The sequence below is a fragment of the Sphingopyxis sp. GW821-FHT02C12 genome (assembly GCF_059421785.1).
On the sequence record NZ_JBWKVQ010000002.1, the window covers coordinates 166,932 to 182,222 of the forward strand.

A 15,291-nucleotide genomic window follows, 5' to 3' on the forward strand; every position below is an offset into this window, starting at 1 on the left:
GATCCTTCGGGTTAATGGGTGAGCCGCGCGACGGCGTCGACCAGCAGCGCGATATCGGTGTCGCGCGACAGCCGGTGGTCGCCGCCCTTGACGAGCGTCACCTGCACATCGTCGCTGGTCAGCGCCGAGGCGAGCCGCAGGCTGATCTCGGGCGGCACATCGCCGTCCTCCTGCCCATGGAGCAGGCGGACCGGGCAGGCGAGGGCGATCGGGGCATCGAGCAGGCGGTTCGCCTCCCCCGACTGCCAGAAGCCGCGCGTCGTGACATAGGGCTGGTCGCCGTATGGCGTGTCTTCGCGAAGCTGTCCTTCGGCGAGGATGATCGCCTTCTCTTCGGCGGTGAAACCCCAGTCGGTGAAGTCGGGCGCCGCCGCGATCCCGACCAGCCCCGCGACGCGCCCCGGTCCGTCGCGTGCGGTCAGCGCCAGCGCGGTCAGCAGCATCAGCCACCCGCCCATCGACGATCCGACGATGATCACCGGCCCCTCGATCTTCGTGTCGATCAGGTCGAGCACGTCGCCGCGCCAGTCGAGCAATGTCTGTTCGGCGAACAACCCGCTCGACAATCCGCATCCGGCATAGTCGAGCAGCAGGCACGCGCGCCCTTCGGCGGCCGCCCGGTCGAACAGCGCGGTCGCCTTGCCGCCCGCCATGTCGGACATGTAACCGGGCAGGAAGATGATCGTCGGGCCCGCACCCGCGACATGGCGGTACGCCAGCCGCGGCCGTGCCGCGCGGTCGAGATAGTCGATGGCGCCGGTCACGCCGGTCAGATCACCCAGTCGATGGTGCTCATCTGCATCACGGCCTGCCCCTTGGCGCGGCGCTGTTCGACCATGATCTTGTTGAGCCGCGAAATCGTGTCGCTGCCGGTGGTGATGCACCAGCCGGGGACCACCGCATGGACCAGCGCACACATCCCGCCCCAGATCATCGTCACGCCGAATTTCGACGCGACCCCGAAATGTTCGATGTAATTTTCATCGACGCTCTTGGGATGGTCGACGAACAGGCGCTTGAACATGGGGGAGGCTCCTTTTCCGTGCCCGTCGCCCTAGCGGCGGCGCGCGAAGGGGGCAACCAAAAGCCTCGTCATTGCGAGGAGCCGAAGGCGACGCGGCAATCCAGAGCAGGCGTACACCGCTCTGGATTGCTCCGTTACGCTCGCAATGACGAGCTCCGTTACTCCCCCAGAAGCCCCTCCACCGCCTTCGCGAAAGCCTCGGGCTGGTCGAGCATGATAAAGTGGCGGCTCCCCGGCACCATCTGCGCCGTGAAGTGCGCCAGCCCCGCATATTGCGGCTCGAACGCCGCCTTCGCCTGCCCGGCGGGCATCAGGCTTTCGTCCTGCGCATAGAGCAGGGTCACCGGGGCGCTCACCGCCGCCAGTTCGCCGCGCATGTCGGTGGTCATCACGTCGCGGAAGACTTGTGCCGTAACCCGCGCGTCGGCCTCGCGCATCCAGCCGGCGATCGCGGTGCGTCCGGCCGCCGTGTTCGACATACCGCCCGCCATGCTCGCCGGTCCGGGGTCGACGACCGGCCCGGTCGGTGCGGGCTGGCCATATTGCGCGCGCATCATCGCCGCCATCTGGTCGGCCTGCGGCGTCACGCTGTCGATCGTCGCAGCGGGATTGAAGAGCAGCCCGATGAACGGCACCGCGTCGACGATCATCAGCCTGCCGACCTCCTGCGGTGCGCGCGCCGCGACCATCAACCCGGTCAGGCCGCCCATCGAATGGCCGATCACCGCCGGTGCCGGGCGCCCGGCATCGGTGATGCAATCGTCGATATAGTCGGCGACTTCGGTCACCACGCCGTCCAGCACCGGGCCTTCGGCATTGACGCCGGCGTCGTCACCGAAACCACGAATCTGTACAAGGTGCAGGCGGTATTTTCCTTTCAGCCGCGCGGCGGTCGCGTTCCATACGGCGCGCGGGCTCGACAGGCCGGGGATTAGCACGACATCCGGACCTTCGCCCTCGACCAGCACGGTGATGCGTTTGCCGTCATTGAGGCCCGCGGGACATGCCTCGGCGGCCTCGGCGCGCGCGCCGATGAGCAACGCGATCCCCAGGATGAACGGGGCGGCGACGGAAAAGCGATGTTTCATGGCTTCAATCTCTCTGGAAAATCTCTTCGATGCGCATCTCGAACAGGTCGGCGATGCGAAAGGCGAGGGGGAGCGAGGGGTCGTATTTGCCCGTCTCGATCGCGTTCACCGACTGGCGCGACACCTCCAGACGCTCGGCGAGGTCCTGCTGGCTCCAGTCGCGCTCGGCGCGCAGGACCTTCAGGCGGTTCTTCACGGACAGGCCCCGCTGTCGCCCAGCGTCAGCCGGTTGAACAGCGCGCCGACACCGAGGCCGAGGCACCAGACGGGAAAGACCCAGAACAGCGGAATGCGCGGCACGTCGGTATAGAGTTCCAATATGCCCCAGGTCGCGGTCAGCGCGAGCGTCAGCCCGGTCGCGACCAGCGCCTTGCGCACCTCGAGCATCCGGACATATTCGTCCTTCAGCTCGGTGAAATAGCGGCCGATCGCCCAGATGAAGCCGAGGATCGCGAGGCCGGGGACCAGCGCGATGCCGACGGTCAGCGGCGTTGCCGTCGCGCCCTTGGGGATGATCGCGCTCGCGGCGAAGATCGCGGCGACATAGGCGATCGAGACGGGGATCATCCGGCCGATATAGCGGCGCTGCGCGGGATTCATCGCCATGGCTCAGGCCGCCCGGGCGCAGCGGTGGCGCGATCCCGCAAGGGTCGCGACCATCACCAGCGGCAGCACGGTGACGAGCATATTGGCCGTCGCCGCCGGAACGATCCCCGCCGCCCCGGCGAGCGCGATCAGCAGGATGGCGATGGCCCAGGGCAGGGCACGAAGCATTTGCGGCATTGGTCAAGCTCCCTTGTTACTCAGTCAAGGAACATTGACACCATGAGTCGTTTTTGTCAAGCAACATTGACATAATGACAAGGTCGCTATGGACGGACTGCGCCGGCCCGGTTCAGATGTGATGGCTCAACCGCCAGTTGGCGAGGTGCGCGCCGGCCAGCGCGAGCGCACCGATCGAGGTGAGTAGCCGGTCGGTGGCGGCGGGATCGGCGAAGCCCATCCAGCCTTCGTGCGCCGCCAGCCCCAGCGCGAGAAGGCCGAGCCCCGCCGCCGCGGCCAGCGGCGGGGCGATGCGACCGTGCCGCCGCCACCCGGCCCGCATCGCCGCGAAGGCCGCAGGCAGCGCGAGCGTCAGGATCGCGGCGTGCGTCCATTCGGGCAGCGCGATCCAGTGGCCGAGCGCGGGAGCCAGGAGGAGCAACATCGGTAGTGCGAGACAGTGAATCAGGCAGGTCGACGACAGCGCCAGGCCGATCAGGTCGGCGAGGCGCGGGCGCGCGGCGGAAAAGGACATGAGGCGGCTTTCGCGGGAGGTCGGTGCCGCTAGATAATGATACAATGTAACATTGCAAGCCCGATTGCGAATCCGCCCCTTGCCGCTCCTATCGCATACTGGCAAAGGGGCGCTGTTTTACCCCGCCAGAAAGGCCGATTTTCCCGATGTCCCAGATGATCCGCGTCACCCTTCCCGATGGCTCTGCCCGTGAAGTCGCGCGCGGGACTACCCCGGCCCAGATCGCCGCCGACATCGGACCCGGCCTCGCCAAGGCCGCGCTCGCCGCCAAGATCGACGGCGAACTGCGCGACATCATGCGCCCGCTGGAGGAAGACACCAACCTGTCGCTGGTCACCAGCCGCGACGAGGCCGACGCGCTCGAACTCTTTCGCCACGACTTTGCGCATGTCCTCGCCGAAGCGGTGCAGAACCTGTTTCCGGGCACGCAGATCACCTTCGGCCCGTCGACGGGCGACGGCTTCTATTACGACTTCGCCCCGACCGCCGAGCATGGCCCGTTCCGCGACGACGAACTGCCGCTGATCGAGGAGGAGATGCGCAAGATCATCGCCGCCGACCTGCCCCTCACGCGCGAAGTGTGGGAACGCGACGCGCTGATCGCGAAATGGCAGGCCGATGGCGAGAGCTTCAAGGCCGAATGGGCGCATGAACTGCCCGCGGGTGAGGAACTGACCGTCTATCGTTCGGGCGACGGCTGGATGGACATGTGTCGCGGCCCGCACCTCGCCTCGACCGGCAAGCTCGACCCCGCCGCGTTCAAGCTGACGCGCGTCTCGGGCGCCTATTGGCGTGGCGATCAGAAGAATGCGCAGCTCAGCCGTATCTACGGCACCGGCTGGCTCAACAAGAAGCAACTCGCCGAACATCTCGTCCGGCTCGAGGAGGCCGCGAAGCGCGACCACCGCAAGATCGGCCGCGAGATGGACCTCTTCCACCTCCAGGAAGAGGCGCACGGCAGCGTCTTCTGGCACCCCAAGGGCTATCGCATCTACCGCGAGCTCGAGGCCTATATGCGCCGCGCGATCGACGGCTCGGGCTATCAGGAGGTCAAGACCCCGCAGGTGATGGACGCGCGCCAATGGGAGCAGTCGGGCCACTGGGGCAAATATCGCGAGAATATGTTCGTCATCCCCGACGAGGTGCCGAACATCGAGGACGAGGGGCCGATCGTCTCCGACGACGCCGAGTGGATGGCGCTTAAGCCGATGAACTGCCCCGCGCATGTCCTGATCTTCCGCCAGGGGATGAAGTCGTATCGCGACCTGCCGCTGCGAATGGCCGAAATGGGCTGTTGCCACCGCAACGAACCGCACGGCGCGCTGCACGGCATCATGCGCGTGCGCCAGTTCACCCAGGACGACGGCCATATCTTCTGCCGCGAAGACCAGATCGTCGACGAAGTCCGCGATTTCTGCGCACTGCTTGACCGCGTCTACAAGCAGCTCGGCTTCGAAAAATATGCGGTGAAGCTCGCGCTGCGCCCCGACATGCGTTTCGGCACCGAAGAGATGTGGGACAAGGCAGAGGCCGAGCTTCGCGAAGCCGTCGAACGCGCCGGCATGGCGAACGACGATTATGGCTGGGAAGAACTGCCGGGCGAGGGCGCCTTTTATGCGCCCAAGCTCGAATTCCACCTGACCGACGCGATCGGCCGCACCTGGCAGTGCGGGACGATCCAGTCCGACCGCGTGATGCCCGAACGCCTCGACGCGAGCTACATCGGTGAGGATGGCGAGCGCCATCGCCCGGTGATGCTCCACCGCGCGATCCTTGGCACCTACGAGCGCTTCATCGGCATCCTCATCGAACATTTCGCCGGCCGCTTCCCGACCTGGCTCGCGCCGGTGCAGGCTGTCGTCGCGACGATCGTCAGCGACGCCGACGCTTATGCCAAGGACGCGGTGGCCCAGCTCGTCGCGGCGGGCATCCGCGCCGAAAGCGACGTCCGCAACGAGAAGATCAACTACAAGGTCCGCGAACACAGCCTCGCCAAGGTTCCCTACCTGCTGGTGGTCGGCAATCGCGAGGCCGAGGAAGGCACGGTCGCGATCCGCACCCTCGGTCAGGATGGCCAGCGCATCATGCCGCTCGCCGAGGCGATCGCGATGCTCAAGGGCGAGGCGACCCCGCCCGACCTGCGCGGTTGAGCGCGGCGCCAAAGCGTCGGCCGCGCCGGTGGCTGCGCTGGCTGATGCTGCTGGCGTTGATCGGCGCCGCGCTGATCGGCAAGGGGCTGTGGAACGCGTCGCGCGATCCGATCGTGCGCACCGCAACGCTGGCGCTCGCCGACTGGCCGGCGGGCGAACCGCCGCTCCGGGTGCTGCTGATCTCCGATACCCATGTCGCGGGTCCCGACATGCCGCCCGAACGGCTGCGCGCGGTCCTGCGCCGGCTGAATGCGCTCGATCCCGACCTGATCCTGCTCGCGGGCGATTTCCACAGCGGCAAGACCCTCGCGACGCGCCATTACTCGGCCGCCGAACTCACCGCGCCCTTCGCCGAGGCGAAAGCGCGGCTCGGGGTGGTCGCGGTGCTCGGCAACCATGATTACTGGTTTCAGCCCGAACCGATCGCGAAGGGACTGGAAGCTGCGGGCGTCACCGTGCTGCGCAATGGCGCGGTGCGGCGCGGGCCGCTGATCGTCGGCGGCATCGATGACGAGGTCACCAACCACGCGCGCCTCAAGCGCGCCTATGCCGCGATGGATGCGCTCGGCGGCGGACCGCGCATCATCGTCAGCCACAGCCCCGACATCGTCCCCGACCTGCGCGCGCCGGTCGATGCTGTGTTCGCCGGCCACACCCATTGCGGCCAGATCGCGCTGCCGCTGGTCGGCGCGCTCAGCTACGCGTCGAAATATGGCGACCGCTTCGCCTGCGGCGACATGACCGACCATGGCCAGAAAATCTTCGTCGGAGCGGGGCTGGGCACCAGCATCTTGCCGCTGCGCTATGGCGTCCCGCCCGACGTGTGGCTGGTGACGCTGGGGTCCAAGGCCGCGCCGCGATGACCGGCTCTTGGCACGCGATCGGGCTGTCGCCTTTGCTTTTCGCCATTGCTGCCGCGATGACCTTCGGCGCGGCGCTGGTGCGCGGCCTCACCGGGTTCGGCATGGCGATCATCCTCGTGCCGCTGCTCGGCATGATCGTCGCGCCGGGCGAGGCAGTGGTGCTCGGCATCATCCTGCAACTGCTGATCGGGCCGGTCGGCTTCAGGCGCATCGCCGCCGATGCCGACCGCAGCAATGCGGTGCCGATCGCGCTGCTCGCGATGCTCGCCACCCCGCTCGGCATGCTCGCGCTGAAGGCGGTGACCCCCGACGTCGCGCGGCTGCTGATCGCCGCGGTCGCGATCGGCGCCTTCCTGGTCCTGTTCCTGCCGCAGCATCCCGACGGCCACAGGCCGGGGCGCGTCGCGATCGGCCTGACCGGAATATCCTCGGGCATTCTCACCGGCTTCGCCGCGATGCCCGGCCCACCCGTCGTGCCCTTCTACCTGCGCCAGCGCATCGTCCCCGCGGTCGCGCGCGCATCGATGATGCTGATCTTCTTCGCGACCGCGATCGCCGGAACGCTCGCGTCGCTGTGGCTCGGCCTCGCGACGCACAAGCTGTTCCTGCTGGCGCTGCTGCTGTTCGTGCCGATGTGGCTCGGCGACCACCTCGGCACCCGCGCTTTCGGGCGGGTGCCCGATCGGATCTGGCGCAGCATCGTCGCGGTCGTGCTGGGTCTCGCGGCGGTGTCGGCGGCGGTGCGGTTGCTGGGCTAGAGGCTCCGCAGCGCGCTCGCCGGGCGCACCGACAGCAAAGGCCAGCTTCCCGCGATCCCGATCAGGAACGCCAATCCCGCCCCGCCGAGCAGCGTCATGCCGACCACGAACGGGTCGGGCGCGAAGCTGAAGTCGAACAGCTGGGTCACCACATACCAGCCCGCGGCCAGCCCGATGCCGAGCGACAGCGCCGCGAGGATCAGCGCCAGCACCGCATATTCCAGCCCCTGCGCCCCCAATATCTGCCCGCGCGTCGCGCCGAGCAGTTTCAGGATCACACTGTCATACACCCGCCGCTCGCGGCTCGCGGCGATCGCGCCGATCAGCACCGCGATGCCGGCGAGGATCGCGATGCTCGCCGCCGCCGCGATCGCCTGGCTCATCTGGGTCAGCAGGGTCGTGACCTGCCCGATCACGTCGCGCACCGCGATCAGCGACGCCGACGGGAAGGCGCGCGGAATGCTGCGCGCCAGCTCCGCCTCGGCCGCCGGCGGCACCGCGACCGTCGCGACCATATTGTGCGGCGCCGCGTCGAAGCTGCCCGGCGAAAAGACGAGCACATAGTTCAGCCCGAAATTGTCCCACTCGACGGTGCGGAACGACGCGACCTTGCCTTGCACCTCGACCCCCAGCACATTGACCGACAACGTGTCGCCGATCTTGAGCCCGAGAGAGGTCGCGACCTCCGCCTCGACGCTGACCAGCGGCGGTCCCTTATAGTCGGCGGCCCACCATGTGCCCGCAGTCAGCACGCTCCCGTTCGGCAAGGTCGGGCTGTACGTCAGCCCGCGGTCGCCGCGCAGCACCCACGCACCCTCGGGCAGTTCGGCGAGTTCGTCGACGCGCTGTCCGGCATATTCGGTGACGCTGCCGCGCAGCGCCGGGATCATATTGACCTCGGCATCGGGCGCCGCCTTGGTCACCATCGACCGGAATTCGGCAGCGCCGCCGCGCGGGATGTCGAGCACGAAGAAGCTCGGCGCGCGCTGCGGCACGGTGCGCGAAATCTCGGCGGTGATGCTCGTCTGGATCGCCGCGAGCGTCACGAACAAAGTCAGCCCCAGCCCCAGCGCCACCACCAGCGCCCCCGTCGCCGCACCCGGCCGGTGCAGGTTCGCCACCGCGAGACGCAGCAGCGGTTGCTTCGGCCGCGGTGCGAGGCTCGCCGCCTTGCGCACCAGCCAGCCGATGCCGACGAGCAGCAGCAGCAATCCGGAGGCGGCGCCGACAAAACCGAGCGCGAACAAAGGCTCGCGCGCCGTCCCGACCGCGAGCGCGATAATCGCCGCCAGCGCGGTGCCGACCGCCAAGATCGTGCGTTTCTCGGGCCGTGCCATGCCGTCGATCGTCGCGCGAAACAGCCCCGCCGCCGGCACCCGCCGCGTCGCCGCGAGCGGGGGCAGGGCGAAAGCGATCGCGATGAGCAGGCCGTAAGTCGCGCTGATGAGCAGCGGCAGCGGATAGATGGCGACCCCTGGCTTCACCGGCAAAACATCGCCCGCGACCGCCGAAATCGCCGCGGGCGCGAGCGCGCCGACGACGAGGCCGGCGAAGATCGACACCGCCGCGACCGCCAAAATCTGCAGGCCGTAAATGCGCATCACCGTGCCGCTGTCGGCGCCGAGCACCTTCAGCGTCGCCAGCCCCGGGCGCTTGCCCGCAAGATAACTTGCGACGCCATTGCCGACCCCGATCCCCGCGATCACCAGCGCCGCGAGCCCGACCAGCGACAAAAACTGCCCCATGCGTTCGATGAAGCGCCGCGTTCCGGGCGCGCCATTGCTGCGGTCGGTAATCTCCCACCCCGCTTCGGGAAATTGTCCGGTCAGCCTTTTGCCGACCGCCTCGGGATTGGCGTCGTCGGGCAGGCGGACGCGATATTTGCTCTCATAGAGGCTGCCCGGCTGGATCAACTGCGTCGCCGCGAGATCGTTCAGCCCGATGATCGCCACCGGCCCCAGCGTAAAGCCTTCGCCCAGCCGGTCGGGCTCGTCGGCGATGATGCCGTCGATGCGGAAGCTCTTGTCGCCGAACTTCACATCCTCGCCGACCTGCAGGTCGAGCCGCGACGCGAGGTCGGCGCCGACCCAGATCGCCCCCGCCGGCGGCGGCCCGCGCCGGACGCCGCTCTCCAGCCGCATCGTCCCGTACAGCGGATAGGCGCCGTCAACCGCCTTCAGCTCGGACAACAGAGCGTCGCCGTCGGGCGCATTCGCCATCGCGCGCATCCGCACCGTCGCCGATGCGTCGCCGGCGCCGCGAAACGCCGCCATTTCCTGCGCCGTTGCCTGCCGCTGCGGCAGCCCGAATTCGATATCGCCGCCGAGGATCGTCTGCCCGCGCGTCTCCAGCTCCGACGTGATCCCGCGCGTCAAACTGCCGATCGCCGCGAGGGTCGCGACGCCGAGGAACAGGCACACGGCCAGCAGCCGCAGCCCGCGAATCCGTGCCGCGAGGTCGCGCCGCGCGATGCGCCAGAGCGAGGCGAGGGGGAGCATCAGCGCGGCGCCTTGCCGGCGCGTTCCTCGTCGATCCGCCCGTCGTGCATCACCAGCACCCGGTCGCAATGCTCGGCCAGTTCGGGGTCGTGCGTGATGACCAGCAAGGTCGCGCCGAGTTCCTTGCCGCGCGAAAAGAGCAGGTCGACGATCGCATGGCCGGTCGCGGTGTCGAGATTGCCCGTCGGCTCGTCGGCGAACAGGATCGCGGGTTCGCCCGCCATCGCGCGCGCGATCGCGACGCGTTGTTGCTCGCCGCCCGACAATTGCGCGGGATAATGGGTGAGGCGATGGCCCAGCCCGACCGCCTCCAATTCCTTCGCCGCGCGCCCGAACGGGTCGGCATGGCCCGACAGTTCCAGCGGCACCGCGACATTTTCCAGCGCGGTCATCGTCGGCAACAGGTGGAACGCCTGCAACACGATGCCGATCCGGCCGCGCCGCGCGCGCGCCAGCCCGTCCTCGTCCAATGTCGTGAAATCGGCCCCCGCGACGTGGATCGTCCCGCCGCTTGCGCGCTCCAGCCCGGCGAGCACCGCCATCAGCGAGCTTTTGCCCGACCCCGACGGCCCGAGCAAAGCGACCGATTCCCCCGCGGCGACGCTGAGGTCGATGCCGCGCAAAATTTCGACGGGGGCCTTGTCGCTGCCAAGCGTCAGCGTCACATTATGGGCGGCGATCGCGGCGTCGGCCGGCGGTCGGGAAGGTTCGGTCAAGAAGGGACCCTTTGGAATGATCAAGGCCGGATGGCGCTCGTTTGCAATATATGGTTTCGGACTCGCGCTTTGCCAACCGCTCGCGGGTTGCGGATCGGCGGAAAACCCGGCGGCTTCGACGAAGGATACCAGTGCTTCGACCAAGGTCGCCGCCGTCCCCGCCGACGCCCCGCTCGTGATCGCCTTTGGTGACAGTCTCTACGCGGGGTACCAACTCGGCCCCAAGGAAGGCCTCGCACCCCAGCTTCAGGCCGCGCTTGCCGCCGACGGCACGCCCGCGCGCGTCCAGAATGCCGGCGTTTCGGGCGATACCACCGCCGCTGGCCTGCAGCGCCTGACCTTCGTGCTCGACAATGCCAAGGTCAAACCCGCGCTCGTCCTGCTCGGGCTCGGCGGCAACGATATGCTGCGCGGGATCCGGCCCGCCGAGACGCGCGCCAATCTCGACGCGATGCTCGCCGAACTGAAAAAACGCGGCATCCCGGTCGTCCTCACCGGCATGATGGCTTCGCCGAACATGGGCAGCGACTATGCCACGGCGTTCAACCCGATCTATCCCGACCTCGCCGCCAAATATGGCGCGAGCCTCTATCCTTTCATCCTCGACAATGTCGTCACCGACAAGACGCTGATGCTGGGCGACAATGTCCACCCCAATGCCAAGGGCGTCGGGGTGATCGTCGAGGGCCTGGCGCCGCTGGTCGAGGACGCGTTGCCCGACGTGGACTGAACCACGTCATTGCGAGCGAAGCGAAGCAATCCAGAGTAGCGTAAACCGCTCTGGATTGCTTCGCTTCGCTCGCAATGACGAACCCCATTTTAAGCGAGCAATTTCCCTGCCCGCACCCGCCAGGTTTCGGCCAGCACATCCATCTCCGCCAGCTCGCGCAGCGCCGCGGGTTCGCGCTTGCCCGCGCCACCGATCAACAGCCCGAACACCCGCGCGACGCTCCAGTCGGACAACGGACGCCCGACCAGTTCCAACCGGTCGCCCGCGATGACCACGCCGTCTTCGACCACGCGATAATACCAGCCGCTGCGCCGTGTCCTGACCACCGTCGCGGGCACGCTCGCGACGCCGAAACGATGACCGAGCTTCCAGCACGGCTGGCGCCCCTGGCTGATCTCGACCAGCGCGCTGCCCAGCCGGTAACGGTCGCCGATGCACGCTTCCTGCTCGACCAGCCCCGCGGTCGAGATATTCTCCCCGAACGCGCCGGGCGCACCAAGCAGTTCATGATCGTCCAGCGCGTCCGCCCACCAGGCATAATGATCGCGCGGATAATGGTGGATCGCCTTGTCGGTGCCGCCATGGACGGTGAGGTCGGCCTGCTCGTCGCCCGCGATGCCCAGTGGTCCGACCCGCAACGGCCCGGTGACGGGGGTTTTGGCGATCGCGCTCGGCTCGCTCTTGTCGCCGAAAACGCGCGCCTTGCCGGTCAGCACCGCGTCGATCGCATAGCTCATGCCGCCCTCCTGTCGCGTCGCCCGGCCTCCGCGCTAGCGCCGCAGCAACGAGCAGACAAGCCGGGCCGGTACCCTGCCTTGCATCCATCGCGGGCGCACGACGTTGGTAAGCCGAACCCGTCACAGGAGCATCGCGTGAAAATTTTTGCCTGTTTGCCTGCCTTTATCCTCATTGCCGGATGCAATTCTCCCTCCGAAAGCCCGAATGACAAACCCACCGAGCGCGCCGCTGCGGCCGATTCCGGCACGCTCCGCTTTACCGATGCCAAGGCGACGACGCCCTTCGCTGAACCGCCGGTCCTGCGCGCGCAGGTGATCCTCGCCCAGCTCGGCTTTTCGCCGGGCGCGATCGACGGCAAGGAGGGGCAATCCTATGTCGCGGCGCTGCGTGGTTTCCAGGCGGCGCACGATCTCGACGAAAGCGGCAAGCTCGACGACGCGACGCTCGCGAAGATGCAGCAGTGGAACAATGTCGCCGCGACGCGCCTCGTCGTCATCCCCGCCGCCTTCGCGGCCGGACCCTTCGTTCCTGACTTTCCCGAGGACGCGGCCGATCAGGCGAAGCTTCCCGCGCTCGGCTATCGCAACCTGATGGAAGCGCTCGCCGAGCGCTTCCACACCACCCCCGAAACGATCGTCGCGCTCAACACCCCCGAAACGCCGGTCGGGGCGGGCAAGGCTCTGCGCGTGCCGAACATCCCCGACGTCGATCCGCTGCCCGCCGCCGACGATCCGCGCGGCTGGGGCGCGACCTTGCAGAAGCTGGGGGTCGCCGCGACCCAGCCAGCCGCCGACAAGCTGGTCGTCGACAAGAGCGAGGGCGTGCTCAAGGCCTATGACGCCGACGGAAAGCTCATTGCTTTATTTCCGGCGACGATGGGAAGCCATCGCGATCCGCTGCCGATCGGGACATGGAAGATCCAGGGCGTCAGCCGCAATCCCGATTTTCACTATAATCCCAAGCTGTTCTGGGACGTCAGCGACAACAAGGAGGCGCAATTGCTGCAACCCGGCCCCAACGGTCCGGTCGGGGTCGTCTGGCTCGACCTCAACAAGCCGCATTATGGCATCCACGGCACCAACGAACCGCACACCATCGGCCGCGCCGAAAGCCATGGCTGCGTCCGCCTCACCAACTGGGACGCCGCGCGCCTCGCACAGATGGTCAAGCCGGGGACGGCGGCGGTGTTCCAGAACTGACGGCGGTCGATATGGGGTGATCGCGCCGCTTGCGGGATCATCCCGGGACGACGGCTTCGGGGTGGGGTTAAATCCTCCCTGTCGCGCAGCGATGGGGAGGTGGCAGCGCGAAGCGCTGACGGAGGGGCCGACGCCGTAGGCGTCGCGCGACCTCTCGGCCCCTCCACCACGCCCTTCGGGCGCGGTCCCCCTCCCCATGGCTTCGCCACAGGGAGGATTTAAACGCCCGCTCTCCCCCAGAACCCGCCATCCGCCCCAACCAAACCCATCACCCCCAACGAAAAAGGGCGGCCCCGCGGGGCCGCCCTTCCTGTTTCATTCGGTTTCCGAAAAATCAGAAAGCGAAGCCGACGCCGGCGACGAAGCTGTCGAAGTCGCCGAAGTTGCTGATGAACTGGTGGCGATATTCGACCTTGCCGTACACGTTCGAACCGAACTTGTGCTGGTAGCCGGCACCGACATAGGGATCGTCGATGTCGCTGAAGGTGTAACCACCGGTGGCGTACAGCTTGCCGCTCGTGCCGAGCTTGGCACCGATGCGGCCGCCGGCCGAGAACTGGACGTCCGCGCCATCGACGAGGACCTTGTCGCCGGCGACTTCGGCGCCGACGAACGCGGTGCTGCCGAGGTCGAAATCATAGCCTGCTGCGAGGCCGAGCGTGCCTTCGTCGATCCCGTTGCCGGTGATCAGGCCGCCGCGAACTTCGACATGGCCTTCGCCGCCTTCGGCAGCGAACGAGGGGGTTGCGACAACGGCCGAGAGGAGAGCGGCTGCAACTGCGAATTTCTTCATTTTGTTTTCCTTTATCAGTGATGGGACGCGTCCCTTGGAACGCGACCCGCCGCCTAAATGGCGTTTTCGGCTGTCGCTTCAATGAACGGATCATTCAGATTGTGACAATTTTCTTACCTGTGTTGTTTTTGCAACACAGGGGAGGGCTGTCAGCCCAATGCCGCCTGCTTCTCTTCCGCGATGCGGTCGAGTTCGGCGCGCGTCGGCTTGGTCGCGGCGCTTTTCAGCTGCCCGCACGCCGCCATGATGTCGCGCCCGCGCGGGGTGCGCACCGGCGCCGAAATGCCGGCCTTGAAAATCAGGTTGCTGAACGCGCGCACCCGCTCGGGCGTCGAACATTCGTACATGGCGCCGGGCCAGGGATTGAACGGAATCAGATTGACCTTGGCGTGCAGCCCATATTCCCGGATCAGCCGGACCAGCTCGCGCGCATCGTCGTCGCTGTCGTTCTTGTCCTTCAGCATCACATATTCGAAGGTGATCCGCCGCGAATTGCCCGCGCCCGGATAGTCGGCGCACGCCTGCAGCAGTTCCTCGATGCCATATTTGCGGTTGAGCGGCACGATCTCGTCGCGGATTTCCTTCGACACCGCGTGCAGCGACACCGCGAGGTTGACCCCGATCTCTTCGCCCGCGCGCGCCATCATCGGCACGACGCCGCTCGTCGACAGCGTGATCCGGCGCCGCGACAGCGCGAGCCCGTCGCCGTCCATGACGATCTTGAGCGCGCCCTTGACCTCTTCGAAATTATACAGCGGTTCACCCATGCCCATCATCACGATGTTGGTCAGGATGCGGCCGTCGGCGGTATAATGACCGCCTTCGTCCTCGTCGTCGTCCTCGGGATCGGGGCCGAAGCCCGCCATCGTGCCCTTGGGCCATTCGCCGAGTTCGTCACGCGCCAGCATCACCTGCCCGACGATCTCGCCCGCCGCGAGGTTGCGCACCAGCCGCATCGTGCCGGTGTGGCAGAAGCGGCAGTTGAGTGTGCAGCCGACCTGGCTTGAGACACATAATGTTCCCCGATCGGCGTCGGGGATGAAGACCATCTCATATTCCTGGCCGTCGGCGGCGGCGAGCAGCCATTTGCGCGTGCCGTCGCTCGACACCTGCGCCTCGCGCACCGTCGGGCGGCCGATGATGAAGCGGTCGGTCAGCCAGGGGCGCATCGTCTTGGCGATGTCGGTCATCGCCTCGAAATCGGTGACCCCGCGGTGATAGATCCAGTGCCAGATCTGCTTGGCGCGCAGCTTCGCCGCCTTGGCGTCGAGTCCCGCCTCGACCAGCACCCCGCCGATGGCGTCGCGGGTCAGCCCGACGAGGTCGATGCGGTTGCCGCCGCGCAAGGGGACGGTGCCCGTGGTAACGGGGTCGATATGGCCGGGGATCTGCATGATCGCGGCCCTATAGGGCGGAAGCCGCGTTTAGGCAATGACA

Annotated in this window: 17 protein-coding genes; 5 read left to right on the top strand and 12 right to left on the bottom strand. The window is 67.4% G+C overall.

Going from position 1 to position 15,291, the window contains the following annotated elements; genetic code table 11:
• Window positions 1-11: 11 nt before the first annotated feature.
• From AC07U1_RS15950 to AC07U1_RS15980, 7 genes are all read right to left on the bottom strand, one after another.
• Window positions 12-764 (bottom strand): alpha/beta fold hydrolase, encoded by a 753-nt coding sequence (locus tag AC07U1_RS15950; protein ID WP_495178338.1) that lies wholly within the window; start codon window positions 762-764, stop codon window positions 12-14.
• A gap of 5 nt (window positions 765-769) precedes the next feature.
• Window positions 770-1,024 carry a DUF6356 family protein gene (locus AC07U1_RS15955; protein ID WP_058808361.1) on the bottom strand — a complete coding sequence of 85 codons (255 nt, stop codon included), beginning with the start codon at window positions 1,022-1,024 and terminating at the stop codon, window positions 770-772.
• Window positions 1,025-1,182: 158 nt separating this feature from the next.
• Complete coding sequence (locus AC07U1_RS15960; RefSeq protein WP_495178337.1) at window positions 1,183-2,112, bottom strand: alpha/beta fold hydrolase; 930 nt, start codon at window positions 2,110-2,112, stop codon at window positions 1,183-1,185.
• A gap of 4 nt (window positions 2,113-2,116) precedes the next feature.
• Window positions 2,117-2,308 carry a helix-turn-helix transcriptional regulator gene (locus AC07U1_RS15965; protein WP_056348973.1) on the bottom strand — a complete coding sequence of 64 codons (192 nt, stop codon included), beginning with the start codon at window positions 2,306-2,308 and terminating at the stop codon, window positions 2,117-2,119.
• Entirely contained in the window at window positions 2,305-2,718 is a 414-nt protein-coding gene (locus AC07U1_RS15970) for a hypothetical protein (RefSeq protein WP_056348976.1), read from the bottom strand. The genes AC07U1_RS15965 and AC07U1_RS15970 overlap by 4 nt, the downstream gene beginning before the upstream one ends.
• A gap of 3 nt (window positions 2,719-2,721) precedes the next feature.
• The gene (locus AC07U1_RS15975) at window positions 2,722-2,895 is read right to left on the bottom strand and encodes a hypothetical protein (RefSeq protein WP_187141668.1); all 174 of its coding nucleotides are present in this window, start codon (window positions 2,893-2,895) and stop codon (window positions 2,722-2,724) included.
• 112 nt (window positions 2,896-3,007) lie between these two features.
• Window positions 3,008-3,409 carry a MerC domain-containing protein gene (locus tag AC07U1_RS15980; protein ID WP_187141667.1) on the bottom strand — a complete coding sequence of 134 codons (402 nt, stop codon included), beginning with the start codon at window positions 3,407-3,409 and terminating at the stop codon, window positions 3,008-3,010.
• A 146-nt stretch (window positions 3,410-3,555) separates the two neighbouring features.
• Here AC07U1_RS15980 and thrS point away from each other — a divergent pair, with 146 nt between their 5' ends.
• The 3 genes from thrS to AC07U1_RS15995 are packed head-to-tail and all read left to right on the top strand — an operon-like array spanning window position 3,556 to window position 7,180.
• Entirely contained in the window at window positions 3,556-5,559 is a 2,004-nt protein-coding gene (gene thrS, locus AC07U1_RS15985) for a threonine--tRNA ligase (protein ID WP_495178336.1), read from the top strand.
• Between the two features lie 44 nt (window positions 5,560-5,603).
• Window positions 5,604-6,422, top strand: coding sequence for a metallophosphoesterase (locus AC07U1_RS15990; protein ID WP_495178335.1), 819 nt, complete (start codon window positions 5,604-5,606; stop codon window positions 6,420-6,422).
• On the top strand, window positions 6,419-7,180 hold the full coding sequence (locus tag AC07U1_RS15995) for a sulfite exporter TauE/SafE family protein (RefSeq protein ID WP_056348986.1): 762 nt from the start codon (window positions 6,419-6,421) through the stop codon (window positions 7,178-7,180). The genes AC07U1_RS15990 and AC07U1_RS15995 overlap by 4 nt, the downstream gene beginning before the upstream one ends.
• On the opposite strand, the gene AC07U1_RS16000 is transcribed toward AC07U1_RS15995, so the two are convergent.
• Complete coding sequence (locus AC07U1_RS16000; RefSeq protein WP_495178334.1) at window positions 7,177-9,678, bottom strand: ABC transporter permease; 2,502 nt, start codon at window positions 9,676-9,678, stop codon at window positions 7,177-7,179. The two genes, AC07U1_RS15995 and AC07U1_RS16000, sit on opposite strands and share 4 nt — an antisense overlap.
• A complete protein-coding gene (locus AC07U1_RS16005) occupies window positions 9,678-10,394 on the bottom strand; it encodes an ABC transporter ATP-binding protein (protein ID WP_495178333.1) in 717 nt (238 codons plus the stop codon). The genes AC07U1_RS16000 and AC07U1_RS16005 overlap by 1 nt, the downstream gene beginning before the upstream one ends.
• A gap of 16 nt (window positions 10,395-10,410) precedes the next feature.
• Between AC07U1_RS16005 and AC07U1_RS16010 the strand changes: the two genes are divergently transcribed.
• On the top strand, window positions 10,411-11,124 hold the full coding sequence (locus AC07U1_RS16010; protein WP_495178332.1) for an arylesterase: 714 nt from the start codon (window positions 10,411-10,413) through the stop codon (window positions 11,122-11,124).
• Between the two features lie 89 nt (window positions 11,125-11,213).
• Here the strand turns inward: AC07U1_RS16010 and AC07U1_RS16015 are convergent, their stop codons facing one another.
• A complete protein-coding gene (locus tag AC07U1_RS16015; protein WP_495178331.1) occupies window positions 11,214-11,861 on the bottom strand; it encodes an MOSC domain-containing protein in 648 nt (215 codons plus the stop codon).
• A 135-nt stretch (window positions 11,862-11,996) separates the two neighbouring features.
• Between AC07U1_RS16015 and AC07U1_RS16020 the strand changes: the two genes are divergently transcribed.
• Window positions 11,997-13,061, top strand: a complete 1,065-nt coding sequence (locus AC07U1_RS16020; protein ID WP_495178330.1) for a L,D-transpeptidase family protein — start codon at window positions 11,997-11,999, stop codon at window positions 13,059-13,061.
• A gap of 334 nt (window positions 13,062-13,395) precedes the next feature.
• Here the strand turns inward: AC07U1_RS16020 and AC07U1_RS16025 are convergent, their stop codons facing one another.
• Both AC07U1_RS16025 and rlmN read right to left on the bottom strand, forming a co-directional pair.
• Entirely contained in the window at window positions 13,396-13,854 is a 459-nt protein-coding gene (locus tag AC07U1_RS16025) for an outer membrane protein (RefSeq protein ID WP_187141658.1), read from the bottom strand.
• 149 nt (window positions 13,855-14,003) lie between these two features.
• Complete coding sequence (rlmN, locus tag AC07U1_RS16030; protein WP_492739981.1) at window positions 14,004-15,248, bottom strand: 23S rRNA (adenine(2503)-C(2))-methyltransferase RlmN; 1,245 nt, start codon at window positions 15,246-15,248, stop codon at window positions 14,004-14,006.
• Between the last annotated feature and the right edge of the window lie 43 nt (window positions 15,249-15,291).

Excerpts from the sequence above, each read along its gene's own strand:
- AC07U1_RS15955 (WP_058808361.1), bottom strand. The coding sequence starts at position 1,024 with ATGTTCAAGCGCCTGTTCGTCGACCATCCCAAGAGCGTCGATGAAAAT.
- AC07U1_RS15960 (WP_495178337.1), bottom strand. The coding sequence starts at position 2,112 with ATGAAACATCGCTTTTCCGTCGCCGCCCCGTTCATCCTGGGGATCGCG.
- AC07U1_RS15970 (WP_056348976.1), bottom strand. The coding sequence starts at position 2,718 with ATGGCGATGAATCCCGCGCAGCGCCGCTATATCGGCCGGATGATCCCC.
- AC07U1_RS15975 (WP_187141668.1), bottom strand. The coding sequence starts at position 2,895 with ATGCCGCAAATGCTTCGTGCCCTGCCCTGGGCCATCGCCATCCTGCTG.
- AC07U1_RS15980 (WP_187141667.1), bottom strand. The coding sequence starts at position 3,409 with ATGTCCTTTTCCGCCGCGCGCCCGCGCCTCGCCGACCTGATCGGCCTG.
- thrS (WP_495178336.1), top strand. The coding sequence starts at position 3,556 with ATGTCCCAGATGATCCGCGTCACCCTTCCCGATGGCTCTGCCCGTGAA.
- AC07U1_RS15990 (WP_495178335.1), top strand. The coding sequence starts at position 5,604 with ATGCTGCTGGCGTTGATCGGCGCCGCGCTGATCGGCAAGGGGCTGTGG.
- AC07U1_RS15995 (WP_056348986.1), top strand. The coding sequence starts at position 6,419 with ATGACCGGCTCTTGGCACGCGATCGGGCTGTCGCCTTTGCTTTTCGCC.
- AC07U1_RS16000 (WP_495178334.1), bottom strand. The coding sequence starts at position 9,678 with ATGCTCCCCCTCGCCTCGCTCTGGCGCATCGCGCGGCGCGACCTCGCG.
- AC07U1_RS16010 (WP_495178332.1), top strand. The coding sequence starts at position 10,411 with ATGATCAAGGCCGGATGGCGCTCGTTTGCAATATATGGTTTCGGACTC.
- AC07U1_RS16015 (WP_495178331.1), bottom strand. The coding sequence starts at position 11,861 with ATGAGCTATGCGATCGACGCGGTGCTGACCGGCAAGGCGCGCGTTTTC.
- AC07U1_RS16025 (WP_187141658.1), bottom strand. The coding sequence starts at position 13,854 with ATGAAGAAATTCGCAGTTGCAGCCGCTCTCCTCTCGGCCGTTGTCGCA.
- rlmN (WP_492739981.1), bottom strand. The coding sequence starts at position 15,248 with ATGCAGATCCCCGGCCATATCGACCCCGTTACCACGGGCACCGTCCCC.